The organism is Arthrobacter oryzae (assembly GCF_037911235.1).
Classification (GTDB): Bacteria; Actinomycetota; Actinomycetes; order Actinomycetales; family Micrococcaceae; genus Arthrobacter; species Arthrobacter oryzae_E.
Map to the genome: position 1 here is coordinate 1 of NZ_JBBLYW010000043.1, position 23,953 is coordinate 23,953.

General features: G+C 65.3%; 24 protein-coding genes and 1 tRNA gene. 8 read left to right on the top strand and 17 right to left on the bottom strand.

Going from position 1 to position 23,953, the window contains the following annotated elements; translation table 11 throughout:
* Positions 1 to 43: 43 nt before the first annotated feature.
* Positions 44 to 1,720, bottom strand: a complete 1,677-nt coding sequence (locus WMN78_RS12725) for an AMP-binding protein (RefSeq protein ID WP_340534082.1) — start codon at positions 1,718 to 1,720, stop codon at positions 44 to 46.
* A gap of 102 nt (positions 1,721 to 1,822) precedes the next feature.
* On the opposite strand from WMN78_RS12725, the gene WMN78_RS12730 reads away from it, so the two are divergent.
* Entirely contained in the window at positions 1,823 to 2,101 is a 279-nt protein-coding gene (locus tag WMN78_RS12730) for a putative quinol monooxygenase (protein WP_340534083.1), read from the top strand.
* A gap of 114 nt (positions 2,102 to 2,215) precedes the next feature.
* Here WMN78_RS12730 and trxA read toward each other — a convergent pair whose 3' ends face one another.
* Together trxA and WMN78_RS12740 are read right to left on the bottom strand one after the other, a co-directional pair.
* Positions 2,216 to 2,629, bottom strand: coding sequence for a thioredoxin (trxA, locus tag WMN78_RS12735; RefSeq protein WP_340534084.1), 414 nt, complete (start codon positions 2,627 to 2,629; stop codon positions 2,216 to 2,218).
* 78 nt (positions 2,630 to 2,707) lie between these two features.
* The gene (locus WMN78_RS12740; protein ID WP_340534085.1) at positions 2,708 to 3,253 is read right to left on the bottom strand and encodes an acyl-CoA thioesterase; all 546 of its coding nucleotides are present in this window, start codon (positions 3,251 to 3,253) and stop codon (positions 2,708 to 2,710) included.
* A 60-nt stretch (positions 3,254 to 3,313) separates the two neighbouring features.
* Between WMN78_RS12740 and WMN78_RS12745 the strand changes: the two genes are divergently transcribed.
* Both WMN78_RS12745 and WMN78_RS12750 read left to right on the top strand, forming a co-directional pair.
* The gene (locus WMN78_RS12745) at positions 3,314 to 4,048 is read left to right on the top strand and encodes a potassium channel family protein (protein ID WP_340534086.1); all 735 of its coding nucleotides are present in this window, start codon (positions 3,314 to 3,316) and stop codon (positions 4,046 to 4,048) included.
* A gap of 600 nt (positions 4,049 to 4,648) precedes the next feature.
* Positions 4,649 to 5,614 (top strand): LysM domain-containing protein, encoded by a 966-nt coding sequence (locus tag WMN78_RS12750; RefSeq protein WP_340534087.1) that lies wholly within the window; start codon positions 4,649 to 4,651, stop codon positions 5,612 to 5,614.
* Between the two features lie 127 nt (positions 5,615 to 5,741).
* Here WMN78_RS12750 and WMN78_RS12755 read toward each other — a convergent pair.
* Together WMN78_RS12755 and WMN78_RS12760 are read right to left on the bottom strand one after the other, a co-directional pair.
* A tRNA-Tyr gene (locus WMN78_RS12755) sits at positions 5,742 to 5,823 on the bottom strand.
* Positions 5,824 to 5,984: 161 nt separating this feature from the next.
* On the bottom strand, positions 5,985 to 6,239 hold the full coding sequence (locus WMN78_RS12760) for a hypothetical protein (protein ID WP_305941885.1): 255 nt from the start codon (positions 6,237 to 6,239) through the stop codon (positions 5,985 to 5,987).
* Between the two features lie 223 nt (positions 6,240 to 6,462).
* Between WMN78_RS12760 and WMN78_RS12765 the strand changes: the two genes are divergently transcribed.
* Positions 6,463 to 6,954 carry a YajQ family cyclic di-GMP-binding protein gene (locus WMN78_RS12765; RefSeq protein ID WP_340534088.1) on the top strand — a complete coding sequence of 164 codons (492 nt, stop codon included), beginning with the start codon at positions 6,463 to 6,465 and terminating at the stop codon, positions 6,952 to 6,954.
* Between the two features lie 124 nt (positions 6,955 to 7,078).
* Here WMN78_RS12765 and htpX read toward each other — a convergent pair whose 3' ends face one another.
* Both htpX and WMN78_RS12775 read right to left on the bottom strand, forming a co-directional pair.
* A complete protein-coding gene (gene htpX / locus WMN78_RS12770) occupies positions 7,079 to 7,948 on the bottom strand; it encodes a zinc metalloprotease HtpX (RefSeq protein WP_340534089.1) in 870 nt (289 codons plus the stop codon).
* 62 nt (positions 7,949 to 8,010) lie between these two features.
* Positions 8,011 to 9,282 carry an MFS transporter gene (locus WMN78_RS12775; protein WP_340534090.1) on the bottom strand — a complete coding sequence of 424 codons (1,272 nt, stop codon included), beginning with the start codon at positions 9,280 to 9,282 and terminating at the stop codon, positions 8,011 to 8,013.
* A gap of 88 nt (positions 9,283 to 9,370) precedes the next feature.
* Between WMN78_RS12775 and WMN78_RS12780 the strand changes: the two genes are divergently transcribed.
* The 4 genes from WMN78_RS12780 to WMN78_RS12795 all read left to right on the top strand — a co-directional run bounded on the left by WMN78_RS12780 (position 9,371) and on the right by WMN78_RS12795 (position 13,023).
* Positions 9,371 to 10,207, top strand: a complete 837-nt coding sequence (locus WMN78_RS12780) for a hypothetical protein (RefSeq protein ID WP_340534091.1) — start codon at positions 9,371 to 9,373, stop codon at positions 10,205 to 10,207.
* 30 nt (positions 10,208 to 10,237) lie between these two features.
* The gene (locus WMN78_RS12785; RefSeq protein WP_305941889.1) at positions 10,238 to 10,705 is read left to right on the top strand and encodes a Fur family transcriptional regulator; all 468 of its coding nucleotides are present in this window, start codon (positions 10,238 to 10,240) and stop codon (positions 10,703 to 10,705) included.
* A gap of 27 nt (positions 10,706 to 10,732) precedes the next feature.
* Positions 10,733 to 12,232, top strand: a complete 1,500-nt coding sequence (locus WMN78_RS12790) for a catalase (protein ID WP_340534092.1) — start codon at positions 10,733 to 10,735, stop codon at positions 12,230 to 12,232.
* A 155-nt stretch (positions 12,233 to 12,387) separates the two neighbouring features.
* Positions 12,388 to 13,023: a DUF2461 domain-containing protein gene (locus tag WMN78_RS12795; protein ID WP_340534093.1), complete on the top strand. Its 636-nt coding sequence runs from the start codon at positions 12,388 to 12,390 to the stop codon at positions 13,021 to 13,023.
* A 29-nt stretch (positions 13,024 to 13,052) separates the two neighbouring features.
* Here the strand turns inward: WMN78_RS12795 and WMN78_RS12800 are convergent, their stop codons facing one another.
* From WMN78_RS12800 to WMN78_RS12845, 10 genes are all read right to left on the bottom strand, one after another.
* On the bottom strand, positions 13,053 to 13,922 hold the full coding sequence (locus WMN78_RS12800) for an ABC transporter ATP-binding protein (protein WP_340534094.1): 870 nt from the start codon (positions 13,920 to 13,922) through the stop codon (positions 13,053 to 13,055).
* Positions 13,912 to 14,685 carry an ABC transporter permease gene (locus tag WMN78_RS12805; RefSeq protein ID WP_340534095.1) on the bottom strand — a complete coding sequence of 258 codons (774 nt, stop codon included), beginning with the start codon at positions 14,683 to 14,685 and terminating at the stop codon, positions 13,912 to 13,914. The genes WMN78_RS12800 and WMN78_RS12805 overlap by 11 nt, the downstream gene beginning before the upstream one ends.
* Complete coding sequence (locus tag WMN78_RS12810; RefSeq protein WP_425341150.1) at positions 14,682 to 15,524, bottom strand: ABC transporter permease; 843 nt, start codon at positions 15,522 to 15,524, stop codon at positions 14,682 to 14,684. The genes WMN78_RS12805 and WMN78_RS12810 overlap by 4 nt, the downstream gene beginning before the upstream one ends.
* Positions 15,521 to 16,507: an ABC transporter substrate-binding protein gene (locus WMN78_RS12815; RefSeq protein ID WP_340534097.1), complete on the bottom strand. Its 987-nt coding sequence runs from the start codon at positions 16,505 to 16,507 to the stop codon at positions 15,521 to 15,523. Before WMN78_RS12815 ends, WMN78_RS12810 begins: the two co-directional genes overlap by 4 nt.
* A 203-nt stretch (positions 16,508 to 16,710) precedes the next feature.
* Positions 16,711 to 17,316 carry a TetR/AcrR family transcriptional regulator gene (locus tag WMN78_RS12820; RefSeq protein ID WP_340534098.1) on the bottom strand — a complete coding sequence of 202 codons (606 nt, stop codon included), beginning with the start codon at positions 17,314 to 17,316 and terminating at the stop codon, positions 16,711 to 16,713.
* Between the two features lie 66 nt (positions 17,317 to 17,382).
* Entirely contained in the window at positions 17,383 to 18,954 is a 1,572-nt protein-coding gene (locus WMN78_RS12825; RefSeq protein ID WP_340534099.1) for an amino acid permease, read from the bottom strand.
* A gap of 209 nt (positions 18,955 to 19,163) precedes the next feature.
* Positions 19,164 to 19,571 carry a DUF779 domain-containing protein gene (locus WMN78_RS12830; protein WP_340534100.1) on the bottom strand — a complete coding sequence of 136 codons (408 nt, stop codon included), beginning with the start codon at positions 19,569 to 19,571 and terminating at the stop codon, positions 19,164 to 19,166.
* A complete protein-coding gene (gene adhP / locus WMN78_RS12835) occupies positions 19,571 to 20,593 on the bottom strand; it encodes an alcohol dehydrogenase AdhP (protein WP_340534101.1) in 1,023 nt (340 codons plus the stop codon). Before adhP ends, WMN78_RS12830 begins: the two co-directional genes overlap by 1 nt.
* A gap of 136 nt (positions 20,594 to 20,729) precedes the next feature.
* Entirely contained in the window at positions 20,730 to 22,253 is a 1,524-nt protein-coding gene (gene exaC, locus WMN78_RS12840) for an acetaldehyde dehydrogenase ExaC (RefSeq protein ID WP_340534102.1), read from the bottom strand.
* Positions 22,254 to 22,377: 124 nt separating this feature from the next.
* Positions 22,378 to 23,796 (bottom strand): helix-turn-helix domain-containing protein, encoded by a 1,419-nt coding sequence (locus WMN78_RS12845; RefSeq protein WP_340534103.1) that lies wholly within the window; start codon positions 23,794 to 23,796, stop codon positions 22,378 to 22,380.
* Between the last annotated feature and the right edge of the window lie 157 nt (positions 23,797 to 23,953).

Consider the following 23,953-nt stretch of genomic DNA (forward strand, 5'->3'; position numbering starts at 1 on the left):
GGCCCCTCACCAAGCGCGAACGGACGCCTGCGGCCCTCGCAGATCACGGCCCCAGCCGGGCCACAGCCTCCTGCCTCATCTCCACCTTCCGGATCTTCCCGGAAACCGTCATGGGGAAGCTGTCGCGGACCTCCACGTAGCGCGGGATCTTGTAATGGGCAAGCTTCCCCCGGCAGAAGTCTGCGACGCCGGCCGCGTCCACCGGTTCCGCTCCCGGTTTGAGGATGATGCACGCCATCAGCTCCTCCCCGTACGTCGCATCAGGGACGCCGATCACCTGCACGTCCTGGATGGAAGGATGGCTATAGAGGAATTCCTCGATCTCGCGGGGGTAGATGTTCTCCCCGCCGCGGATCACCATGTCCTTGATCCGGCCCTCAATCACCACATAGCCGTCGTCGTCCATGCGGGCGAGGTCGCCGGTGTGCATCCAGCCGTCCGCGTCGATTGCCTCTGCCGTTTTGTCCGGCTGGTTCCAGTACCCCTTCATGACGGCGTAGCCACGGGTGCACAGCTCGCCGACCTCCCCGCGCTCCAGCACGCTGCCCGTCACCGGGTCCACCACCTGGCTCTCCAGCTGCGGCATGGTCCGCCCCACGGTCTCGGTGCGGTGCTGCGTGGTGTCTCCGGCACGGGTCATGGTGGATACCGGCGAGGTTTCCGTCATGCCGTAGCAGATGGCCACGTCCTTCATGTTCATCTCCGAGATGACCCGGTTCATCACCTCTGCGGGACACGGCGATCCGGCCATCACACCGGTGCGCAGCGTGGACAGGTCATAGGAGGCGAAGTCCGGCAGCGCGAGCTCGGCGATGAACATGGTGGGCACGCCGTAGAGGGAGGTTCCGCCGAAGTCCTGGACTGCTTCCAGCGCGGCGGCCGGAGTGAAGGACCGTCCCGGAATGATGGTTGCTGCGCCGTGGCTCAGGGCGTTCAGGTTGCCGATCACCATCCCGAAGCAGTGGTAGAACGGCACCGGAATCACCACGCGGTCGTGCTCCGTGTAGCCCAGGAGCTCGCCGATGGAATGGCCGTTGTTCAGGATGTTCCGGTGCGTGAGCGTGGCGCCTTTGGGGAATCCGGTGGTGCCCGACGTGTACTGCAGGTTGATGGGGTCGTTCGGGTCCAGCCCCGCGAGGCGGGCCTTCAGGACGGAATGCCCGACGTCGTCAGCGCGCCTGAGCAGCTCGGCGTACGTCATTTCCGCCTCAGTTTCAGGATCGCCCGCCTGCAGCTGAGGCTGTCCGCCGTCGGGAAGGAACACCAGTTCCTTCAGGTCCGGACATTCGGCCAGCGCCTGCCGTGCCATCCCGGTGTAGTCGCTGCTCCGGTCCGACGGCGCGGCCACGAGCATCCTCATGCCGTTCTGCCTGACCACGAATTCCAGTTCATGGCTCCGGTAGGCCGGATTGACGTTCACCAGGACCGCCCCGATCTTGGCCGTGGCGTACTGCAGGATGGTCCATTCCGCGCAGTTGGGGCTCCAGATGCCGATCCGCTCCCCGGTGGCGACGCCCCGGGCGAGCAGCGCGCGGGCCAGCCTGTCGACGTCGTCGTTCAGTTTTGTGTAGCTCCAGCGGCGGGCATCGGCGCCAGGCACGGGGGCCGCCTCGATCAGCGCGTCGTGGAACGGAAACCTCTCCACCATCCGTTCGAAGTTCTGGCCGATGGTCTCTTCGAGCAGCGGGACGTCAGTGTCCCCGGCTGTGTAAGCGCGCATGCTGGCACGCTACCAACAGACCCCCGGTAAGAGAAGCGTAAAACTAGGAAGCCCTACAAAATATTCGGGGTGGTACGCGGGCAGGCCGGTATTGTGAAACGCATGAGTGCACCCATTGACCTGAAGGCAACGTTCATCCCCAACGACGGCGAATTCTTCCGCGTGAAGCTCGCCCTCGAAATCGCGATCGACGAGGTGGTCAACGAGCCCGGCTGCATCCGGTACGAACTGACCGAGGCCACCGAGGAGAAGCTGGTGCTGACTGAGCAGTGGGCTTCCGAAGAGGACCTCGAGAAGCATTCCAAGGGCACCGCCGTCCAGGACCTCAACGAATCCCTGAGTGCACTGCTGGCCGAACCCGTCCGGCTCGAACGGCTGTAGTTCCGGCCGCATTCCGCACAAAAACGCGGGGCCACTCCCGTCCGCACGAACCTGGGTTCGTGGGCGGAAGGGGCCCCGCGTTGGAGTGTAAGGCTGCGGAAGCCGGGCGGAGGCTCAGGCCTCCGGAATCTGCGTGCCGTCCTGCTTACCGGCTGCTGAGGCTGCCTCGGCCTGTGAGCGGGCCACGTGCGCGTGGACTTCTTCCATGTCCAGGGCCTTGACGGCGTCAACCACCTGCTCCAGCTGCTGGGCGTTCAGCGCGCCGGGCTGCGAGAAGACCAGCACCTTTTCGCGGAAGGCCATCAGCGTGGGGATGGACGTGATGCCTGCTTCGGCCGCCAGCTGCTGTTCGGCCTCGGTGTCCACCTTGGTGAAGACGACGTCCGGGTGCTTCTCTGAAACTGCGGAATACGTGGGTCCAAACTGCTTGCAGGGACCACACCATTCGGCCCAGAAATCAACGAGGACGATGTCGTTGTTCTCGACGGTTGATGCGAACTGTTCACCTGTAATGTCTACGGTAGCCATGGGTCAACGGTACGCGAGCAGCCTGGCGATGTCCCGTGAGTTTCGCTCTTGGCACAGCTGTGCAGCCGTGTTAACTCCTCAGTGCCAGAGGTGGGGTGCGGGGCGGCGGGCGCCGGGCAGCGCATTGGTTTCGCGCCATTCGTGGATCCACTCCGGCAGTTCCAGTCCGGCCGGCGGCTCGCCGAACTCCCGGAAGATCTCCTCCTGGCTGACCGGCTTCCCTTTGCAGACCAGCCGCGTGGCGATGTGCGCCCGGGCATAGATTTCCCCGTCCACCACCATGCGCTGTTCGAAGTAGATGGCCTTGGTGTCCAGCCCGATGATCCTGGATTCGATGGTGTACTGCTGCCACAGCTGGAGGGACTTCCGAAAAGCGATGGTCTCCCCTGCAGCCACCGGCGACCAACCCTGCTGGCGCATCTTTTTCCACGTCCCGCTCCGCGCCATGAGGTCAAACCGGCCCAGGTCCATCAGCGAGAAGTACATCCCGTTGTTGACGTGCAAGGCAATGTCGATGTCCGTGGGCAGCACACGCAGCGGCAGCGAGGATGTCTCCCAGATGCTCAGGGGCGGTCTGCGGGAGGACGTGAACAGAAGCAGGAGCGTTCGCAAAAGCAGGTGCATGCCTCCATGTTACCCGCCAGTAACATCAGCTCCAAGAGCCCCGGCCCTTAGGATTTCCCCATGACGCAGCAACGCTACAGGGACATCGCCGAGTGGCCACTGATGGGAACGGCGCTCGTCTTCCTGGCCGCTTATGCCTGGCAGGTGATCGGCCACATCGAGGGCCGGCAGGCAGAGTTCCTTGAAAGCGTCATGTGGCTCACCTGGGCCGTCTTCGCGGCCGACTATGCCGCCAACCTGTGGCTCGCGGAGAACCGGAAGCGCTGGTTCATCCTCAACCTGCACGAGCTGCTGATTGTTGCCCTGCCCTTCTTCCGGCCGCTCCGGCTGCTCAGGCTGGTCACCCTGCTCTCTGTGCTGCACCGGACCGTGGGCGAGACGCTCCGCGGCCGCGTGGTCACCTACGTGGCCGGCTCCGCTGTCCTGCTGGTCTTCGTGGGCGCCCTCGCCGTCCTCGACGTCGAACAGAACGCCCCCGACGCCAAGATCCTCACCTTCGGCGACGCCGCTTGGTGGGCCATCACCACTATCACCACCGTGGGCTACGGGGACCTCTTTCCTGTCACCCCGATTGGCCGAATGGTTGCCGCGGCCCTCATGATGAGCGGCATCGCGGTGCTGGGCGTGGTCACGGCCTCCATCGCCTCCTGGCTGGTGCAGCGGGTCGAGGAAAACACCGAAGCAGCTGTTGAATCGGCAGAAGTTCCGGTCCGCGCAGACGTCCGCGAATTGCTGGTGGAGGTAGCGGCCCTGCGGCAGGAACTAGCCGAAATCCGCCGCGAACGCGAGCCGTAATATCCCGCCGGCCACCCGAATTCCAAAGAAGGCTGCCCCCCGGTCTTTTTATCCGGGATTGCGGCCTTTTGTGGAATATGTCCACTCAAATGAATTACTCGGAATTCCGTCATGATCCGGGTTATCCCCTGTGGTTTTCCTCGACGTACTAATTAATCAGTACGTCGCATTCTCTACGTACCAGTACGCCCCGCCGAAAGGCCTGGCTCCGGCATCGGAGGCTGCACTCGCCCCGGAGCACGTAACCCCCTGCCTGCGTGTGAGTGTCCCGTCAGGTGAATAAGGAAGCTATTAGGTATCCCCTGCGAGTGCATAGGTGCCACCTGCAAAGATTCGGGTAATTCCCACTCGTGCGGCGCTTACTCCCCATTCATAGACTCGATATTCCTAGGGCAAGCAGTATTCCGGAATTTCACATGGCCACCTGGTGGCCGTGGGTCTAATCATCCGGGCCTCCGCAATTACTCATCACTTCGGCGGCCCAATTCATGCGTCTCCGCGCCACGTGCTGCCCATCAGTACGTCCCGCTGCCGGCGCACCACCGCCCTGGGGCCTGCTGTCCGGTTGATCCCCAAGGCATTGACTCTCGGGGGGAACCGATGGATCAAAACCAGCTTGAATCTGAGGACAGAGCAGCTGTCCCCATCTCGACGGAAGGCCGCGGAGCCACACAAGCCCGCGGCACAAAAACCAGGCTCAGGGCGCTTTTGGCCGCTGGAGCGGTAGTTACGGCAGTCGCCGTGACCGCAGTCGGCTATTCCGCCACCGCGCAGACGGCCCGCGTCAGCGACACCCAGGCGGTGACGGCCCCGGCGCCTGAATCCAGCCAGGCCGCAGACACACAGCCCTCGACTCCTGCAACGGCCGGTACCGGCACGCCGGAGGCAGCAGTTGCTGCAGTCCCTGAGCCTGCTGCACCGGCTGCGGAGCCGGCGCCTGCCCCTGCCCCTGCCCCTGCTCCGGAGCCTGCGCCCGCACCTGAAGCGTCCAACCTGTACACAGTGGTGGCCGGGGACACCGTGGGGGCAATCGCGGCCCGCTTCGGCGTCGACATGAACGCCATGCTGGCGGCCAACGGACTGGGCGTGTACTCACCGATCGTGCCGGGACAGGTCCTGAAGCTGACGGGACCCGCCGTCGCCGCTCCGGCACCCGCCCCCGCAGCGGCACCGGCACCGGCGGCTCCTGCACCTGCCCCGGCACCGCCAGCGGCTCCTGCTCCGGTAGCGGCTCCGGCGGTCCGGACCATCTACGTCGCGGGCGCCGGCGGCCAGGCCATGGTGGACGCCTGCATTGGCCCCATCCACTTCACCCCCACCGACGCCTATGCCACGTTCATCACGGAGCACGACTTCTGCGGTGGGTGGGCACGCTTCTCGGGAATCGGCGTCGGCGAGACCGTCAGCATCCCCGGCTACGGGACGTACACGGTGAGCGGGCGGGGACAGGTGCCGAACCCCGGCACCACCAACAATGTCTCAGCAATTTTCGGCGGCTTTCCGCGGGTGATCCTGCAGACGTGCATCCCGGGCACTAACCAGATGCTGGTGATCGGCCTCAACTGATACTTGTCCGCGGCACCGAACCTTCACGCCCCGGCACCGCGGAAGAGCCCAGGCCGGACGGCAGCAAAATGCACCCGGAAACAGAAAAGTCTCCGGAACCTGATGGTTCCGGAGACTTTTCCTTGGGTGGCAGATGAGGGATTCGAACCCCCGTAGGCGTTGCCAGCTGATTTACAGTCAGCCCCCTTTGGCCGCTCGGGTAATCTGCCGAACTTCAAAAGAAGATCACTCGCGGTTCCTATGTTCAGAACAGCTGTTTCCAGTCCGTTCCGCTTCCAGCAACCGCGGGCAAGACAACTTTACAGAACTTCTGCCGAAGAATCGAATCGAGCCGCCGCCGCCCCCAATAACCCCGGAAATCCGCGGAAAATCAGGCTTCACCGAGAATGCGGCCAGCTAGTTTCGCCTCGAACTTCGCCGCCTGCTCCTCCGTGATCTGGTTCAACTGGACCGCGCGCATCAGATCCGAGTGCACTCCATCCATGCGCGAAGAAGCGTCCGCAACAGGGCTAAGGATGATCGAGGTGGCCACCGCGGCGGCGGCCACGGACGTGGCGGCGGTGGCCAGGGTGGCGGCTGCGGCGGCAGTGGAGCGGGTGACGTAGCGGACGGCCTTCTGGTGCATGTGCTTTCCTTCCGGGGCAACTCTTCCAACATCTCCAACTCTGGCGGCCCGGCCTTCGTTCCCGCCGTGCGTCCGCTATGAGGAAACTGTGAATCGCCCCGGACATTTCCCCGACGGACGCTGCCCGGACCCGGGCCTTCACTTGGACGCCATCCGTACTAGGCTGGAATGCAGACAGCACAGCCCTTTGAGGGGTATCCAGGCAATCAGCAGGAGGACAGTTATGGCAGGCGAATCCACATTCGACGTCGTCAGCAAGGTAGACAAGCAGGAAGTCGCCAACGCGCTGCACCAGGCGCAGAAGGAACTGGCCCAGCGGTATGACTTCAAGGGCGTTGGCGCTGAGGTAGATTTCAGCGGTGAAAAGATCCTGATGAAGGCCAACTCGGAAGAGCGTGTGCTCGCCGTCCTGGATGTCCTGCAGTCCAAGCTCATCCGCCGCGGGATCTCGCTGAAGTCGCTGGACACCGGCGAACCCTACGCATCCGGCAAGGAATACCGGCTGGAGGCCTCCATCAAGGAGGGCATCGCCCAGGACCTCGCCAAGAAGATCAACAAGCTGATCCGCGACGAGGCTCCGAAGTCTGTCAAGTCCCAGATCCAGGGCGACGAACTCCGCGTGACGTCAAAGTCCCGCGACGACCTCCAGGCCACCATGGCCCTCCTGAAGGACTTCGACGAGGCAGACCTGCAGTTCGTCAACTTCCGCAGCTAGGCAGCTGATACGGCTCCAGGACAGGGAAAAGGGCTGAGGACACCGGAATTCCGGTGTCCTCAGCCCGTTTTTGTGTCCTCGGCCGGTTTGCGTGTCCTCGTTAGCCAACGCACGACGGCGGCGCTCAGCTGAGCGGGCCGCCGGCCATCAGTTCCAGCCGGGTGATGCGGTCCTGCATCGGCGGGTGGGTTGCGAACATCTTGCTCATGCCGCCGCCGCGGAACGGGTTGGCGATCATCAGGTGCGAGGCATTCACCAGCTTCTGGTCCGGCGGGAGCGGCACCATCTGCACGCCCTGGTGGATCTTGCGCAGGGCTGAGGCGAGCGCCAGCGGATCGCCGGTGAGCGCGGAACCGTCCTCGTCGGCGTCGTACTCCCTGGTGCGGGAGATGGCCGACTGGATCACCATCGCCGCGAGCGGGGCAAGCAGGGCCATGGCGAGCATCGCGAGCGGGTTCGCGTTGCGCCGGTCCCCGCCGCCGAAGAACAGCAGCATCTGCCCTATGGAGGTGATCACGCCGGCCACCGCCGCGGCCACGGACGAGGTGAGGATGTCCCGGTTATAGACGTGCATCAGCTCGTGGCCCAGGACGCCGCGAAGCTCCCGGACGCTCAGGAGCCCCAGGATGCCTTCGGTGCAGCAGACGGCTGCATTCTGCGGGTTCCGGCCGGTGGCAAAGGCATTGGGCGCCGGCGTGGGCGAGACATAGATCCGCGGCATGGGCTGGCTGGCCTTGGCCGAGAGCTCCCGGACAATCTGGTAGAGCTGGGGGGCCTGCTCCTCGGTGACGGGGTAGGCCTGCATGGACCGGAGCGCGAGTTTGTCACTGTTCCAGTACCCGTACGCCGTGGTTCCAACCCCCACCAGCGCCATGATCCAGATGGGGGTGGTGCTCCGCATGCTGCTGCCGATCACCGCACCCAATCCCAGCAGCACCGCCCACAGCACCCCGAACAGCGCCGCGGTCTTCAGCCCGTTGTGGTGATTATGCACTGTGCCTCCTCACGAAGTTACTGCCCGCACGAAAGTACTGCCTCGCGAAGCAACTGCCGCCGCTAGGGAACGGGATTCCGCGCGTCGTACTCCAGGAATCCCGACTGCCAGCGTGCCACCGCCCAGGCCACGGCGATGCACAACAGGCCGCCCAGCAACAACACCCAACCTTCACTCAAAAGTTTAGTGCCGCCACCGGCCAGCATGTCCCCGATCCGCGGGCCGCCTGCAACCACCACCACAAAGACGCCCTGGAGCCGGCCGCGCAGGTGGTCCGGCGTGGCCGCTTGGAGGATGGTGGTGCGGAAAACGGCGCTCACGGAATCCGAGATGCCGGCAAGGGCGCAGCACAGGGCGGCGGGCAGCAGCCACCACGTCACGCCGTCGGCACGGGAGCGCCCGGCCAGCACCACCACCAGCCCGAATCCGGCAATGGACGCACCCCACCCCATGACCGACCACACCACGGCGGTCCCCTGCCGGCGGATGCCTCCCAGCGGCCCGGAGAAGAGCCCGGCCAGGAATGCGCCCACGGCAGTCGACGCCAGGAGCACGCCAACGGTGGCCTCACCGCCGCCGATCATCACCGCGCCGATAGCCGGCATCAGGGCCCGCGGTTGCGCGAAGATCATGGCCACGAGGTCGATCACGAACGTCATGCGCAGATTCGGGCGCGTACCCAGGAAGCGGAAACCCTCCGCCACGGAACGCAGCCCGGCCCGGTGTGCAGCCTTCCCCGGCGGCATCGGCGGAAGCCTCAGCAGAGCCCAGAAGGCGAATGCGAAGCTCGCGACGTCGAGAGTGTAGGTCCAGCCGAAGCCCACCCACGCCACCAGCACGCCGGCCAGGAGCGGACCGGCGGTCATGGCCAGGCCGAAGCTGATCATGCTCAGCGCGTTGGCTGCCGGCAGCAGTTCCTTGCGGACCAGCATCGGGATGATGGCGCTGCGGGCGGGCTGGTTGATGGCCTGCGCCCCGCTCTGCACGGCCACCAGCACGTACAGCAGCCACACATTGCCCACTTCAAGCCAGGCCTGCGCGGCCAGCCCGGCTGTGGTCAGCCACAGCACGGTGGTGGCCAGGAGGGCCACCCTGCGGCGGTCGTGGGCGTCGGCGATGGAGCCGCCCAGCAGGCCTCCCAGCACCAGCGGAACCAGCGCGAAGATGCTCAAGAGCCCTACGTAGAGGCTGTCCTGCGTCAGCCGGTACACCTCCAGGCTCACCGCCACGAGCGTCAGCTGGCTGCCCAGGTTGGAGACGGCTGATCCCAGCCAGAGCCGCCGGAAGGCAGGGCTCTCGCGGAGCGGAGTGATGTCAGCCAGAAGTTTTCCCACCGGGCAACTCTAGCCGCGGGTGCGGGACGGATGTTTCCGGGGCTTGATAGTCTCGGGCGGGAGCACACAACGGGTGGAAGGAGTGCGCATGCAGTTGTCCAGACGGCTGCTGTTCGGCTCGGCCATATGGGAAGTCACCCGGCCGCGCACTCCGCTGACTGCCGGCCACCTGATGATCCGCCTCAGCGATCCGGCCATGGCCCTCGACAATCGTTCCGCTGCCGACTGGCTGCGCTGCCACAACGCTGCCCGCGCCGCCCTGGCCGACGTCCTGGGGGCGCGGACCTGTACGCTGCTGTTTGCCCATCGCTGGCATGCGCTCGGGGCTTCGATCGGCGAGCCGGCTGCGGAATCCTCCACCCCGACGTTCCACCTGTTCGGCCGCTGGGAGGGCGAACCGGTCACCCCGGCCGAGCAGCTCGCCTTGCCTGCCCAGCGCCGCCAGCCGGCGCCGGAACAGGACCTGGACAAGTACGACGCCGGGCTGCGCACCGCGTTGCTGGAAGCGGCACGTCCCGCTGCAGGCTGGACGGCTGCCGGCGCCCCGGACGGAACGGACTCCGAAGCCGGCGCACCGGACCGGGAAGCAGGACGAGCAGCCGGCCCGGAAGCAGCGGTGCCGCTGCCCGCCATCCGCAGCTGGACGCCGTCGGTCCCTGCCGGTACCCACCACACTGTCCTGGCGCCGGAGCGCACCATCGGCTCCGTCGAGGAGGTGACTCCGCCGGAACTGCTGGCCCTGGCTGCGGCCCTGGAAGCCCTGGCGCTCCGGCAGGCCGTCACGGGCCACAGCAGTATCGTGCCGGATACCGCCGTCACAGGCGGCCGGCTGGAACTGCACGCGCTGGGCCGCTCAGCCGGTGAGTCCGTGAACCCTTTCGAAATGTTGCTGCGTTCTCCGGAGATTAGCCCTGCCTTATTGTGATTTAGTCATAATAAGTGCTTGAATGGGGCTATGACAGTTCACGAGGCCGGCCAGGATGCATGGGCTGCCGCCCTGCGCGCCCACGGCCGCCGGGTGACCAAACAGCGGCTGGCGGTCCTCACCGCCGTCGAACGCCACCCGCACTCGCCGGCCGAAAGCATCCTTGCCGCCGCGCGTGAGGAACTGCCCGAGATGACCGCGCAGTCCGTGTACGTGGTCCTCGGTGACCTCACGGACCTGCATATGCTGCGCCGGTTTGAACCGCCCCACTCCCCCGCGCTCTACGAGACGCGGGTGGGCGACAACCACCACCACGCCATCTGCATCAGTTGCGGGCGGGTGGAGGACGTGGACTGTGCAGTGGGCCACGCACCCTGCCTCACGCCGCACTGGGACGAACACTCCAAGCCGATGACCATCCAGATCGCTGACGTGATGTACCAGGGCATCTGCCAGGACTGCCAGCGCACCCAAAAGCTACCCGCCGAACGAAACTAAGCAAGAAACCCAACCCAAAGGAGAAAGATGACTCTGAACATCTCTGCGCCCGCTGTGTCCACCACACAGTCCGGCGCTCCCGTCACTTCCGACGCCCACTCCCAGGCCACCGGCGCCGACGGCGCCATCATCCTGACCGACCACTACCTGGTTGAGAAGCTCGCCCAGTTCAACCGCGAGCGCGTTCCGGAGCGCGTTGTCCACGCCAAGGGCGGCGGGGCATTCGGTAAGTTCACCACGTCCGAGGACGTCTCCAAGTACACCAAGGCCGCTTTCCTGCAGCCGGGCGTGGAGACCGAAATGCTGATCCGTTTCTCCTCGGTGGCCGGCGAAAGCGGCTCCCCCGACACCTGGCGCGATCCCCGCGGCTTCGCCGTCAAGTTCTACACCTCCGAGGGCAACTACGACCTCGTGGGCAACAACACCCCGGTGTTCTTCATCCGCGACGGCATCAAGTTCCCGGACTTCATCCACAGCCAGAAGCGCCTGCCGGGCACCCACCTGCGCGACGCCGACATGCAGTGGGACTTCTGGACCCTCTCCCCCGAGTCCGCACACCAGGTCACCTGGCTGATGGGCGACCGCGGCCTGCCGGCTTCCTGGCGTGAAATGCAGGGCTACGGCTCGCACACCTACCAGTGGATCAACGCCGAGGGCGAGCGTTTCTGGGTCAAGTACCACTTCAAGTCCAACCAGGGCGTCAAGTCCATCACGGGCGACGAGGCAGAGGCACTGGCCGGTTCGGACGCGGACTTCTACATCCGCGACCTCCAGGAGAACATTGCCGCCGGCAACTTCCCCTCCTGGGACCTGCACGTCCAGGTCATGCCGTACGAGGATGCCAAGACGTACCGCTTCAACCCGTTCGACCTCACCAAGGTGTGGCCGCACGCTGACTACCCGCTGATCAAGGTGGGCACCATGGAGCTGAACCGGAACCCGGAGAACTACTTCGCGCAGATCGAGCAGGCCACCTTCGCGCCGTCGAACTTCGTCCCGGGCATCGCGGCTTCCCCGGACAAGATGCTGCAGGCACGCATCTTCTCCTACGCCGACGCACACCGCTACCGCGTGGGCACCAACCACGCCCAGATCCCGGTGAACCAGCCCAAGAACCAGGTCAACAACTACAGCCAGGACGGCGCCGGGCGTTACCACTTCAACGCCCCCTCCGTTCCGGTCTACGCCCCGAACTCGGTGGGTGGCCCCGCTGCCGTTGAGCCGCAGAACCCGGCCGGCGGCTGGGAGAACGACGGCGAGCTGACGCTCTCCGCCCACTCCCTGCACCCGGAAGACGGCGACTTCGGCCAGGCCGGCACGCTGTACCGCGAAGTGTTCGACGACGGCGCCAAGGCCCGCCTGCTGGAAACCATCACCGGGGCAGTCGGCGGCGTCAAGAACGCCGGCATCAAGGAACGTGCCATCCAGTACTGGACCAACGTTGACGCCGAACTCGGCGCCAAGCTGCGCGCCAACCTGGGCGCCGGCCAGACGGCATCGGACGCCGAGGCAGCCAACAAGCTGTAGCCTCATGCAGCGGCGCCCCGCGCGCCACTGACTGCGTTCCACCTGAACACCCCGCTGCGGCTATCCGCGGCGGGGTGTTCTGCGTTGTCCGGTTTTTCCACATACGGGCCCCGGGCCGCTAGCCCGGACGCCGGGGCCCGCCCTAGGCTCCCTACATGGACACATTCGCCGGCATCCCCGCCGCAGCCCCGGGCTTTTACGCCGAACTTGAGCAGAACAACAACCGCGAGTGGTGGCTGGAGAACAAGCCCCGCTACGAATCGCTTGTCCGGGAACCGCTGACTGCCCTGCTGGCCCAGCTGGAGCCCAGGTTCGGGCCTGCCAAGATCTTCCGGCCCAACAGGGACGTCCGCTTCTCCCCGGACAAGGCCCCCTACAAGACGGCCCAGGGGGCAGTGGCGTCCTTCCAGGAAGGTGTGGGCTACTACGTGCAGCTCAGCGCCGACGGCCTCCTGGTGGGCGGCGGCTGCCATACGAGCTCGCCTGCCCAGCTGACCCGCTTCCGGAACTCGGTGGACGCCTCCGGGACCGGGGAGTCCCTGGAGCAGATCATCCGCAGGGTCAGCGAAGCGGGCTTCACGGTGGAAGGCGAACGGCTCAAGACTGTGCCGAGGGGCTTCCCGCGCGAGCACCCCCGGGCAGAGCTCCTCAAGTACAAGTCACTGTCCGCCGGCAGGGAACTGGGGGAACCGGACTGGCTTTCCACGCCCGCAGCCGCGGAGGAAGTCGCCCGCCTCTGGGAGCAGCTACGGCCGCTGGTTGAGTGGGTGGGCCGCCACGCTGCGCCCTGACCATGGCCAGGGAGTCCACTGCCGTTGGTTCATTCCGCCGGCGAGGCCGCCGGTGACGTTGACGATGAGGCGGTCGATGAAGCCGCCGCGGGGCGGTGGCCCTTCTTGGCAAGCTGGATCTGCTCGTAGACGTGGTGCCTGAGCTCTGTAAACCGCGGCAGGGAACGGGTTTCCAACTGGTCGCGGTTTTCCGGAAGATCAATCACGATGTCCTCCTGAATCACCGTCGGGGAGCTGGAGAGGATGATGACCCGCTCGCCAAGGTAGACGGATTCGTCGATGTCGTGTGTCACGAAAAGCACGGTCACGCCAAACTTCTTCCAGACCACGCGGATCAGGTCCTCCAGGTCCGCGCGGGTCTGGGCGTCCACGGCAGCGAACGGTTCGTCCATCAGCAGGACCTCGGGCTGGTAGGCGATGGCGCGGGCGATCGCCACCCGCTGCTGCATGCCACCGGAGAGCTGCCATGGATAGGACCGCGGGACGTGGGACAGGCCCACGGCCTCAAGAGCCTCGTCGACGACGCGGTCACGCTCCGCTTTTGGCATGCCCTGGTTCTTCAGGGGCAGCTCCACGTTGTCGCGCACCCGCATCCAGGGGAAGAGCGAGCGGCCGTACTCCTGGAACACCACGGCCATCTTCTTCGGCGGACCGGAGACGCGCTTACCGTCCAGCAGCACTTCACCCTCAGTTGGGGCCATCAGCCCGGAGATGCACTTCAGGAGGGTGGTCTTACCGGACCCGGAGGGGCCCACCAGGCAGGCCAACTCCCCCGCGCGCAGGTCGAACGTGAGGTTCCGGACCGCCTCGACGTCGCCGCTGTCAGTCTGATAGACCTTCTTCAGACCGCGGACGGAGAGCATCGGCTCCCGGGTCCCCTGAGTTGAGTCAGGCTGCATTTTCTACCTCTTTCTGGCCGTGGTACCAGCGCAGGATGTTCCGCTCGGCCCACTGGAAGATGAATGACATGCCCACGCCCAGCAGACCGAGCACCACAATGCCGGACCACATCTCCGGGATGGCGAACGACCGCTGGAACTGGACGATGGTGAAGCCCAGTCCTGAGGAAGAGGCAAACATTTCGGAGATGACCATCAGGATCAGCCCCAGGGACAATGACTGACGGACTCCGGCCAGGATCTGCGGGCTGGCTGACGGCAGCACCAGGTACCGGACGCGAGCCCAGCCGTCGATGCCGTAGGTATGGGTGGAGTCGGAGAGTACCGGGTCGACAGCTCGGACGCCCTCAATGGTGTTCAGCAGCACCGGCCAAACGCAGCCGGAGATGATGACGACCACTTTCATGGAGTCCGTGATGCCCATGAGCAGCATCAGCACCGGGACCAGGACAGGTGGCGGGACGGCCCGGAAGAATTCCAGGGTGGGCTCCAGCAGCGCCCGCAGCCATTTGATCGACCCGATGAGGACGCCGCCGACGACGCCGATGACGATTGCCGCAACCACCCCCACCACGAGCCGTCCAAGGCTGGGCAGCACGTCGGTGAAGAAACGCTCACCGAACCACACTTCACCGAACGTTTCCACCAGGCTGCCGGGAGTGGGGACGAAGAAGTTCGGCTTCCCCAGCGTGGAGGCCCACCAGACCAGGACCAGCAGGACCGGCAGGCCCAGTATGTAGCCGAGAGTCTTCAGGCTTCTCATACGATCACCTCGGAACGGACGGAGGAGTGCCAGGACAGGGTCTTCTTCTCGATAAAGCGCATCAATATGTTGATCAGCACGCCGATCAGGCCGGTTGCGAGCACCAGGGCGTACATGCCGGAGATGGCGCCGCCTGACTGCGCCAGGGCGATTTCACGGCCAAGGCCCGGCGAGCCGATCACCAGTTCCGCCGTGATGGCAAGAACCAGCGCCACCGTGGCCGCGAGCCGGACGCCGGTCATCAAGTAAGGCAGGGCGGTGGGGAAAACGACGTAGCGGACGCGTGCCATCGGCCCCAGACCGTAGGTCTTGGCAGTATTGTTGGCGACCATGTCGACGTCGGCCACACCGTAGAGGACCTGGATCAGGACCTGCCAGAAGGCTGCATAGGTGATCAGCATCAGGGAGGATTCAATTTTCACGCCGAAGAGCAGCACGGCGAGCGGGATCAGCGCCACGGAAGGGATGGGGCGCAAGAATTCAACCGTGGAGTTGGTGGCCTTCCGGAGGAAATTGCTGGAGCCGATGATGAAGCCGAGCAGCACAGCCAAGGCGACGGCGATGACCAGGCCCAGGAACCAGGCCTTCATGGTCTCGCCAACCGATACCCAGAAGGCGGTGAGCCCAAAGTCGACAATCAGGGCCGCAATGACCTCGCTCGCGGGCGGCAGATAGCGTGCATCAATGAGGCCGAGCCGGGGTATGAGCTCCCAGGTGACGAGGAATCCGAGGATCCCCGCGACACCGAGCAGCTGCTTTGCAGGCATCCGTCGTCCCTTCCCGCGGGGCCGCCCCACGCTTGGAGCGGCCCCGCCGGAGGTCAGGGTTGTTGAACTCACGGGAGGAGGTCGCCTGCATTCGGAGCCTTGGTCAGCGTCCCGTACTTGGCCGCTGCGTCGCCGAGGGTCTTGAAGGCGTCCTCGTCGAATTCAACGCGGTAGCGCGGCAGGATCATTTTGGCGCGGGTGCCCTCATCGATCTTGGTGTAGGTGCCCACGATGTCGCGGACTTCGTCCGGATGCGCCTGGGCGTATTCCAGGGACTTGTTCATCGCGCGGGTGAACTTCTGCGTGAGCTCAGCCTTGCCCGAGATAGTGTCCGCTTTGGTGAAGTAGCCGGCGATATCCAGTTCCGGGCTCATTTCGACGAAGTTCGAGGAGACAATCGTGCCCCCTTCAGCCACAGCCTTGGACAGGAACGGCTCCAGGATCCACGCCGCATCCACCTGCTTGTTGGCCAGGGCCGCCGGGGCGTCCGGGAAGGCAACCTCAACGAACTTCACGCTCTTGGGGTCTCCGCCGTCCTTTTCGATGACCGACTTGATGGTGGTGTCGCCGATATTGGAGAGGTTGTTCACCGAAACTGTCTTGCCGGCAAGGTCTTTCGCGGACTGGATGCCGGACCCGGCCGGGGCCACAACGCCCCCGATATCCTTACCCTTTTCGCCGGTGGTGGAGGCACCGTTGGCCACGAACTTCAAGTCGAGGCCCTTGTCCTTGGCGACCATGACCGAGATCAGGTTGGAGAAGGCGAAGTCGAAACTGCCGCTGACGACGCCGGGAACAATCGCCGCGCCGCCCGTTGCAGTCTGAATGTCCAGCTGGAGGCCCTCTTCCTTGAAGAAGCCCTGCTTGTCGCCGAGGTAGATGGGTGCGCAGTCGACGATGGGAATGACACCGACGCTGACCTTGGTCAGGTCTGATCCTCCGCCGGCGGTCCCCGATGCAGTTCCGCCCCCCGTGGAGCTGGGCGAGCCACTTCCGCAGGCCGACAGCCCCAGAACGGACGCGGCTGCCAGGACTGCTATAAAACGACGATTCATGTTCACTCCTTTGTGCACACTGACTTGGGAATGATGAGCCCCAAGCCGCAGATGTTCGCTATTCGAACATCTGTTCAACATTCCGATCTAAGCATAATGCGGGGTTAACCACATCCACTTAAGGCTCATTGTTACAGCTCTGAGACGAGGGGGTAAGAGCCCTGCGACGGCGGCTGCCCTGTGCCTGCGGCCCTGTCCGGCGGTCAGACGTGCTGGCCGTCCGTGGCCAGGCGGTGCTCCAGGTTCGAGAAGAAGACGGCCACCATCAGCTCGAACGCCTTGGTCGCTTCCTCGGGCTGGTTCATCACCACAAAGTCGAACTGGAGACCGTAGAAGGTGGACGTGAAGAGGCGGGCGTCGGTGTCCGCGAACTCCGGACGGATACCCTGCACCACCAGCCAGTCGCGCGACTTTTCGTGCAGCATGCGGAAGTGGTCCTGGGCTGTTCCGCGGGGTGAGGAGGCCACCACGTCCTGCGCGGTGGCCTCGAACTCAAGCCTGGCCAGGTGGCGGTTCCGCTGGGCCATGGTCCACTGCCAGGATTCCATCAGGTAGGACCGCCAGGCCTCCCTGTCGATGTCCCGGACGTCCGTGCTGCGCATGCTGTCCAGCCGGGATTCGATGGAGCGGATGATCTCGTTGACCAGCTGTTCGCGGTTCCCGAAGTGGTAGACCAGCACATAAGAGCTGATGCCCAGGCCGTCCGCCAGGCTCCGGAACGTGAGCTCGGCCAGGGTCTTGTCCATCAGGTAGTCCTGAATCGCGGACAATAACTCCGCTTTGCGTTCCGGTTTAACAGCTCTGGCCATGACTCCATCTTATGGAGTCATGGCCAGGCGGATTCCGGCAGGGCGCCGGAGGGGACGCGCAGAAGGTCAGCCGCGGGTGAGCGCGTCCTCGTCGTCGTCCTGCACACGCCCGTCCCGCACTCGCTCATCGGTGCGCGGCGCGCCGTTCACGGCGGCCTTGGCTTCCGCGAACTTTTCATTCAGCCGGGAGTGGCGCTGGCCGTAGGCGAAGTAGATCGCCACACCGATGACCAGCCAGATGGCGAAGAAGATCCACGTCTCCACCGCGAGGTTCGTCATCAGGTAGAGGCACAGGAGGGCGGACACCACGGGAAGCACCTTGCCGAACGGCACGCGGAAGGCAGGCTTCAGGTCCGGACGCTTCTTCCGCAGGACCAGGATGCCCAGGCTCACCATCACGAAGGCGGACAGGGTGCCGATGTTGATCATTTCCTCGAGCAAGTCCACATTGGTCAGGCCGGCCACGACCGCCACTGCCGCACCGCAGATCACCTGGAGGCGGACCGGCGTCGCACGGATGGTGCTGGTCTTGGACAGCGAACGCGGCAGCAGGCCGTCGCGGCTCATGGCCAGGACAACGCGGGACAGGCCCATCAGCAGCACCATGATCACCGTGGTGAGGCCCACCAGGGAGCCGAAGGCGATGATCTTGGCGGCGTCGGTGTTGCCCACCGCTTCGAAGGCGGTGGTGAGGGTGGGGTTCTCGGCCTCCGCCAGCTGCGTGTAGGACACCATGCCGGTCAGGGCGAGCGACACCAGGATGTAAAGGACTGTGACAATGGCCAGGCCGCCGAAGATGCCGCGCGGCAGGGTCTTCTGCGGGTTCTTGACCTCTTCGGCCGAGGTGGCCACCACGTCGAATCCGATGAAGGCGAAGAAGACGAGCGCCGCGCCGGCGAAGATTCCCAGCGTGCCGTACTGCGCCGGGGCTGCTCCGGTCAGGAAGCCGAAGAAGGACTGCTTGAGGACGTCGGCGGTGCCGGCGCTGCCGGTGGGTTCGGAGGCCGGAACGAACGGGGAGTAGTTTTCGAACTTCACGTAGGTGAAGCCCACCACGATCACGAACAGCACGACGGCGATCTTGATGAGGGTGAAGATGTTGCCGACGCGGGCGGACAGCTTTGTCCCCAGCACCAGCAGCACGGTGAAGACGGCCACGATCAGGAAGGCGCCCCAGTAGAGATCAACGCCGCCAAGCGAAATGGCGGGCGGAATGTCCACGCCCATGAGTGCGAAGACCTTGCTGAGGTAGATGCCCCAGTACTTGGCGATTACGGCGCCGGCGGTGAAGAGCTCCAGGATGAGATTCCAGCCGATGATCCAGGCCAGCAGCTCGCCCATGGTGGCGTACGTGAAGACGTAGGCGGAACCGGCCACCGGAATGGCTGTGGCAAACTCGGCGTAGCACATGATGGCCAGCGCACAGGTGACGGCGGCAATCGCGAAGGACACCGTCACGGCGGGGCCCGCGAAGTTCGCTGCGGCCTTGGCGCCGACGGAGAAGATCCCGGCTCCGACAGCAACGGCGACACCCATGATCATGAGGTCCCACGTGCTCAGGGAACGCTTCAGCTTGCGTCCGGGTTCATCGGCGTCGGCGATCGACTGCTCGATGGATTTCGTCCGGAAAAGGTTCATAGGAAAGTCCAAAATCTCGATAGCTTGCTGGAAACAGACTTATCAAGAGTAGTGTCCATCCAGTGGACGGTCACATTTATCCCAGATAGTGAGACGCAGTTAAGCGCGAACGAACACTTGGGGCCCCTCGCGAGGGGGGCCTCAAGTGTTCGTTCGCGCTCTGTTTGGGCGGGGCTGCAGGGCCGGGACGTTCTGCCGGGCCGGGCCGCTCAGACCGGCCAGTCCATCAGCGTCGACCTGATGAGGAACCGCTTGCCTTCCGGCGCCTCGACCGAGAACCCGCTCCCCCGGCCCTGGACCACGTCCACGGTCAGGTGGGTGTGGCTCCAGTAACTGAACTGCTCCCTGGACATCCAGAACTCGAGGGGCTGCGGCTGCACGCCGTCGGCGATGTCGAACAGCCCCAGGAGGACGTCCGCGTCAGCGGTGATGAACTCCCCGGCCGGATAACACATGGGCGAGGATCCGTCGCAGCAGCCGCCGGACTGGTGGAACATCAGGGGCCCGTGCTGGATCCAGAGTTTCCTGAGCAGCTCCACCGCTTCGGCGGTGAGCGCCACCCGGGAGATGTCCTCCCCGGGCAACGTCACTGCGGCATGAAGCCTCGCCTCCGACATCAGTACTTGATGACGACGCGGCCGTCGATCTTGGCGTGCTTCATCTCGTCAAGAACGGCGTTGACTTCCGAGAGTTCCCGGGTGGAAACCGTGGGGTGGATCTTGCCCTGGGCGTAGAAATCCAAGGCTTCCTCCAGGTCCTGCCGCGTACCCACGATCGAGCCGCGGACAGTCAGGCCCTTGAGCACAATCTCGAAGATCGGCGCCGGGAAGTCGCCCGGCGGCAGGCCGTTGAACACGATCGTGCCGCCCCGCCGGGCCATCCCGATCGCCTGGCCGAAGGCTGACGGGTGCACTGCAGTGACCAGGACTCCATGGCAACCTCCGGTTTCGCGCTGAATGACTTCCACCGGATCCTCATGGAGGGCGTTGACGGTCAGTTCCGCGCCGTGTTTCTTGGCGAGGGCGAGTTTGTCGTCAGCGATATCCACGGCGGCAACCCGCAGGCCCATCGCCACGGCGTACTGGACGGCGATGTGCCCGAGTCCGCCGATGCCGGAGATGGTGACCCACTGTCCGGGCTTGGCTTCGGTCATCTTCAGGCCCTTGTAGACAGTGACGCCGGCGCAAAGCACCGGTGCGACTTCAACGGGGTCCGAGCCCGCCGGGATGCGGGCGGCGAAACGCGTGTCCACGAGCATGTATTCGCCGAACGAGCCGTCCACGCTGTAGCCGGCGTTCTTCTGGGCTTCACACAACGTCTCCCAGCCGGTGCGGCAGTACTGGCAGTCACCGCAGGCGGACCAGAGCCAGGCGTTGCCCACGAGGTCTCCGACAGCCAAATCAGTGACGCCTTCTCCCACTGCGACCACTTCGCCTACGCCTTCGTGGCCGGGGATGAACGGCGGTGTCGGCTTGACCGGCCAGTCGCCCTCGGCTGCGTGAAGGTCCGTGTGGCAGACGCCGGTGGTGATGACCTTGACCAGCGCCTCACCGCGTCCCGGGGCGGGAATGGGGAGGGTCTGGATCTGAAGATCCTTGCCGAACTCGGTTACTACGGCTGCTTGCATTGTCGTCGTCATTGGCGAAATCCTTGCGTCGTTAAAGCATTGCTTTAGAGGGGGCGGTAAAGGGTCGTGCTGCCTTCCTGAGGGGTGGCCAGGTGGTGCGGGCGGGGACGGATGCGTGCAATCCGTCCCCGCCCGGGCTCAGAGCGGCCTAGAAGAAGCCGAGCTTGTTTTCGTTGTAGCTGACCAGGAGGTTCTTGGTCTGCTGGTAGTGGTCCAGCATCATGGAGTGGTTCTCACGTCCGATGCCGGAGGACTTGTACCCGCCGAACGCGGCGCCGGCAGGGTAGGCGTGGTAGTTGTTGACCCAGACGCGGCCGGCCTGGATCTCGCGGCCCGCACGGTACGCGACGTTGCCGTTGCGCGACCAGACTCCGGCGCCGAGGCCGTAGAGGGTGTCGTTGGCGATTTCCATCGCGTCGTCGTAGTCGCTGAAGCGGGAGACAGACACAACAGGTCCAAAGATCTCCTCCTGGAAGATCCTCATCTTGTTGTGGCCTTCGAAGACGGTGGGCTGGACGTAGTACCCGCCGGCCAGGTCGCCTTCCAGCTGGGCACGGGCGCCGCCGGTGAGCACCTTGGCGCCTTCCTGCTTGCCGATATCGATGTAGGAGAGGATCTTTTCCAGCTGGTCGTTGGAGGCCTGTGCGCCCACCTGGGTTTCGGTGTCCAGCGGGTTGCCTTGAATCATCTTCTCCACACGGGCCACGGCGTCGGCCATGAAGGAGTCGTAGATGTCGTCCTGGACCAGGGCGCGGGAGGGGCAGGTGCAGACTTCGCCCTGGTTGAAGGCGAACAGCGCGAAACCTTCCTGTGCCTTGTCATAGAACGCGTCGTCGGACTCGGCAACGTCGTTGAAGAAGATGTTCGGGCTCTTGCCGCCGAGCTCCAGGGTGACCGGGATCAGGTTCTGACTGGCGTACTGGCTGATCAGCCGGCCAGTGGACGTCTCGCCGGTGAAGGCAATCTTCCGGATCCGCGGGCTTGACGCCAAAGGCTTGCCGGCCTCGACGCCGAAGCCGTTGACCACGTTGAGCACGCCGGCAGGCAGCAGGTCGCCGATGAGTTCCATCAGGACCAGGATGGACGACGGCGTCTGCTCGGCCGGTTTGAGGACCACGGCGTTGCCGGCGGCCAGGGCCGGAGCGAGCTTCCATACGGCCATCAGGATGGGGAAGTTCCACGGAATGATCTGGCCCACGACGCCGAGGGGCTCGTGGTAGTGGTAGGCCGTGGTGTCCTCATCGAGCTGGGACAGGCGGCCTTCCTGGGCGCGGACGGCGGAGGCGAAGTAGCGGAAGTGGTCGGCGGCCAGCGGGATGTCCGCGTTGAGGGTTTCGCGGATCGGCTTGCCGTTGTCCCAGGACTCGGCCACGGCCAGCATTTCGAGGTTCTCGTCGATGCGGTCCGCGATCTTGTTCAGGATGGCTGCGCGCTCGGCGACGGAGGTCTTGCCCCAGGAGGGCGCGATCTTGTGGGCGGCGTCGAGTGCCAGTTCGATGTCCTCGGCCGTGCCGCGGGCCACCTCGCAGAATGCCTTGCCGGTAACCGGGGTGATGTTCTCGAAGTACTGGCCCTTGACGGGGGCAACCCACTCGCCGCCGATCCAGTTCTCGTAGCGGTCCTTGAACGTAACCTTCGAACCTTCGGTACCGGGCTGTGCATAGACAGTCATTGCTAGCTCCTTTGCTGTGCAGATGATCAGCGGCCTGTGCTGGCGGCCGCCGTTGCATTCAGCGTAGGAGCGGGGAGGTTGCAGTCAGGTTGCAACCATGTGAGTCAGCTCACGTGGCGGGAGGTCAGGCGCTGAGTTCGGTTTCCAGCCGTTCAAGATCGGCGACGACGGCGGCCCGCTTCGGCGAGCGCGGCGGCAGCAGCTTAAGCGCGGCGAGGCGGACACCGACGTCGTTCTTTGCTTCCGGCAGTTCCGCGTACTTCAGCAGCGCATCGGCGCTGCCGTCGGTGAGCACCGCTTCCCGCAGCAGCGAGGAAACACGGTCCCTGAGGTCGATGATGCCCGGCGCCTCCGAGCGGGGCAGCACGGCGCCGCGGTAGATCTCCAACGCGATCCGGTGCGCGCCGCGCTGCAGGCAGTTGAGCACCTGGCTGGAATCCGGCATCAGGTCCACGGGCAGCCGGTAAGGGCGCGAGCCGGGCACGGCGTCCGGGCTGAGCTGCTGCAGGACCTTGCGCAGGCGCACCATCTCGGGACGGAGCGTCATGGACGTGCCCTCGCCCGGGTACAGCAGGGTGCAGAGCTCCTCCGCGCTGAGCCCGTCCGGATGGACGCTGAGCAGCGCCAGGATTTCGCTGTGCCGGGCAGAGAGCGCCACGGTGCGGCCTTCGATGCTGAGCAGTGCCTGGTCCCGGCCGAGGAGCTGGAGGCTGTTGCGGTAGAGGCTTCCGGTGCCTGCAGCGGACGCCGCCCGTCCCGCGGACGCCGTCGTCCGCCGTCGTGCCGGTGCCGCCTGGCGCGCCGCCGCCAGCTGGAGCCGCTCCACCCGCAACTGGGCCTGGGCCGCCGCCACGGTGGCTTCCACGAGGGAGAGCGTGTGCGGTGCAACGGCGGATTCGGTGCCGGTGATGTCCACTACGCCCAGCAGGGCTCCGGAATCGGGGTCGTGGAACGGCACGGCCGTGCAGCTCCACGGATGGACGGAGCGTTTGTAGTGCTCGGCGCCGGCAATCTGGATACTGCGGCCCAGCGCGAGCGCGGTGCCCGGGGCGCTGGTGCCAACACTGGCCTCGGACCAGTCGGCGCCAGCCACGAACATCATGCCTTCGGCCCGGCGCTGCATCACGGCGTCGCCCTCCACCCACAGCAGGCGGCCCACCTCATCACCCACGGCAACCAGCAGGCCGCTGTCGTGGCTGGGCAGGACCAGGAGCTTATGGATGACGGGCATGATGGTGGCCAGCGGGTGCTGCCGGCGGTATTCCTCGAGCTCTTCCTGGTCCAGTGCCAAGGGCGCTTCCGGGTTGTCCGGGTTCGCGCGGAACTGGACTGAGCGCTGCCACGATTCCTCCACCAGGCTGCGCAGTCCGGGCACACGCAGTCCGGGCACGCGCATGCTGCTCGCGAGGCCGGCGCTACTGGCGCTCAGCGGGACGGGCCCGGCCAGCAGCTCGTGGCCCGCGAGTGCGTCCCGTTGGCGCAGCGCCGCAGCATCGCTGCTGCCTGCGGTGCCAGGGACTGCCGGGTGCGTGGTATTCCTCATTGGACTCCCCTGCCGGCACAACAGTGTGCCAGGCGTGACGGCATGCCGAAGTGGCTTGGTCCGCACAGTCTAGTTCCCGCCCGGCCCCTCCGCCACCAGTTCTCCGCCAGACGAGTTTTTGTCCAGCTAATGGGAGTCAAGGGCCCCGGAAGTCGCG

What these genes read in the sequence shown, in the direction of transcription:
- WMN78_RS12725 (WP_340534082.1), bottom strand. Translation starts at nt 1,720, where the DNA reads ATGCGCGCTTACACAGCCGGGGACACTGACGTCCCGCTGCTCGAAGAG.
- WMN78_RS12730 (WP_340534083.1), top strand. Translation starts at nt 1,823, where the DNA reads ATGAGTGCACCCATTGACCTGAAGGCAACGTTCATCCCCAACGACGGC.
- trxA (WP_340534084.1), bottom strand. Translation starts at nt 2,629, where the DNA reads ATGGCTACCGTAGACATTACAGGTGAACAGTTCGCATCAACCGTCGAG.
- WMN78_RS12740 (WP_340534085.1), bottom strand. Translation starts at nt 3,253, where the DNA reads ATGCACCTGCTTTTGCGAACGCTCCTGCTTCTGTTCACGTCCTCCCGC.
- WMN78_RS12745 (WP_340534086.1), top strand. Translation starts at nt 3,314, where the DNA reads ATGACGCAGCAACGCTACAGGGACATCGCCGAGTGGCCACTGATGGGA.
- WMN78_RS12750 (WP_340534087.1), top strand. Translation starts at nt 4,649, where the DNA reads ATGGATCAAAACCAGCTTGAATCTGAGGACAGAGCAGCTGTCCCCATC.
- WMN78_RS12760 (WP_305941885.1), bottom strand. Translation starts at nt 6,239, where the DNA reads ATGCACCAGAAGGCCGTCCGCTACGTCACCCGCTCCACTGCCGCCGCA.
- WMN78_RS12765 (WP_340534088.1), top strand. Translation starts at nt 6,463, where the DNA reads ATGGCAGGCGAATCCACATTCGACGTCGTCAGCAAGGTAGACAAGCAG.
- WMN78_RS12780 (WP_340534091.1), top strand. Translation starts at nt 9,371, where the DNA reads ATGCAGTTGTCCAGACGGCTGCTGTTCGGCTCGGCCATATGGGAAGTC.
- WMN78_RS12785 (WP_305941889.1), top strand. Translation starts at nt 10,238, where the DNA reads ATGACAGTTCACGAGGCCGGCCAGGATGCATGGGCTGCCGCCCTGCGC.
- WMN78_RS12790 (WP_340534092.1), top strand. Translation starts at nt 10,733, where the DNA reads ATGACTCTGAACATCTCTGCGCCCGCTGTGTCCACCACACAGTCCGGC.
- WMN78_RS12795 (WP_340534093.1), top strand. Translation starts at nt 12,388, where the DNA reads ATGGACACATTCGCCGGCATCCCCGCCGCAGCCCCGGGCTTTTACGCC.
- WMN78_RS12800 (WP_340534094.1), bottom strand. Translation starts at nt 13,922, where the DNA reads ATGCAGCCTGACTCAACTCAGGGGACCCGGGAGCCGATGCTCTCCGTC.
- WMN78_RS12805 (WP_340534095.1), bottom strand. Translation starts at nt 14,685, where the DNA reads ATGAGAAGCCTGAAGACTCTCGGCTACATACTGGGCCTGCCGGTCCTG.
- WMN78_RS12815 (WP_340534097.1), bottom strand. Translation starts at nt 16,507, where the DNA reads ATGAATCGTCGTTTTATAGCAGTCCTGGCAGCCGCGTCCGTTCTGGGG.
- WMN78_RS12820 (WP_340534098.1), bottom strand. Translation starts at nt 17,316, where the DNA reads ATGGCCAGAGCTGTTAAACCGGAACGCAAAGCGGAGTTATTGTCCGCG.
- WMN78_RS12825 (WP_340534099.1), bottom strand. Translation starts at nt 18,954, where the DNA reads ATGAACCTTTTCCGGACGAAATCCATCGAGCAGTCGATCGCCGACGCC.
- WMN78_RS12830 (WP_340534100.1), bottom strand. Translation starts at nt 19,571, where the DNA reads ATGTCGGAGGCGAGGCTTCATGCCGCAGTGACGTTGCCCGGGGAGGAC.
- adhP (WP_340534101.1), bottom strand. Translation starts at nt 20,593, where the DNA reads ATGACGACGACAATGCAAGCAGCCGTAGTAACCGAGTTCGGCAAGGAT.
- exaC (WP_340534102.1), bottom strand. Translation starts at nt 22,253, where the DNA reads ATGACTGTCTATGCACAGCCCGGTACCGAAGGTTCGAAGGTTACGTTC.
- WMN78_RS12845 (WP_340534103.1), bottom strand. Translation starts at nt 23,796, where the DNA reads ATGAGGAATACCACGCACCCGGCAGTCCCTGGCACCGCAGGCAGCAGC.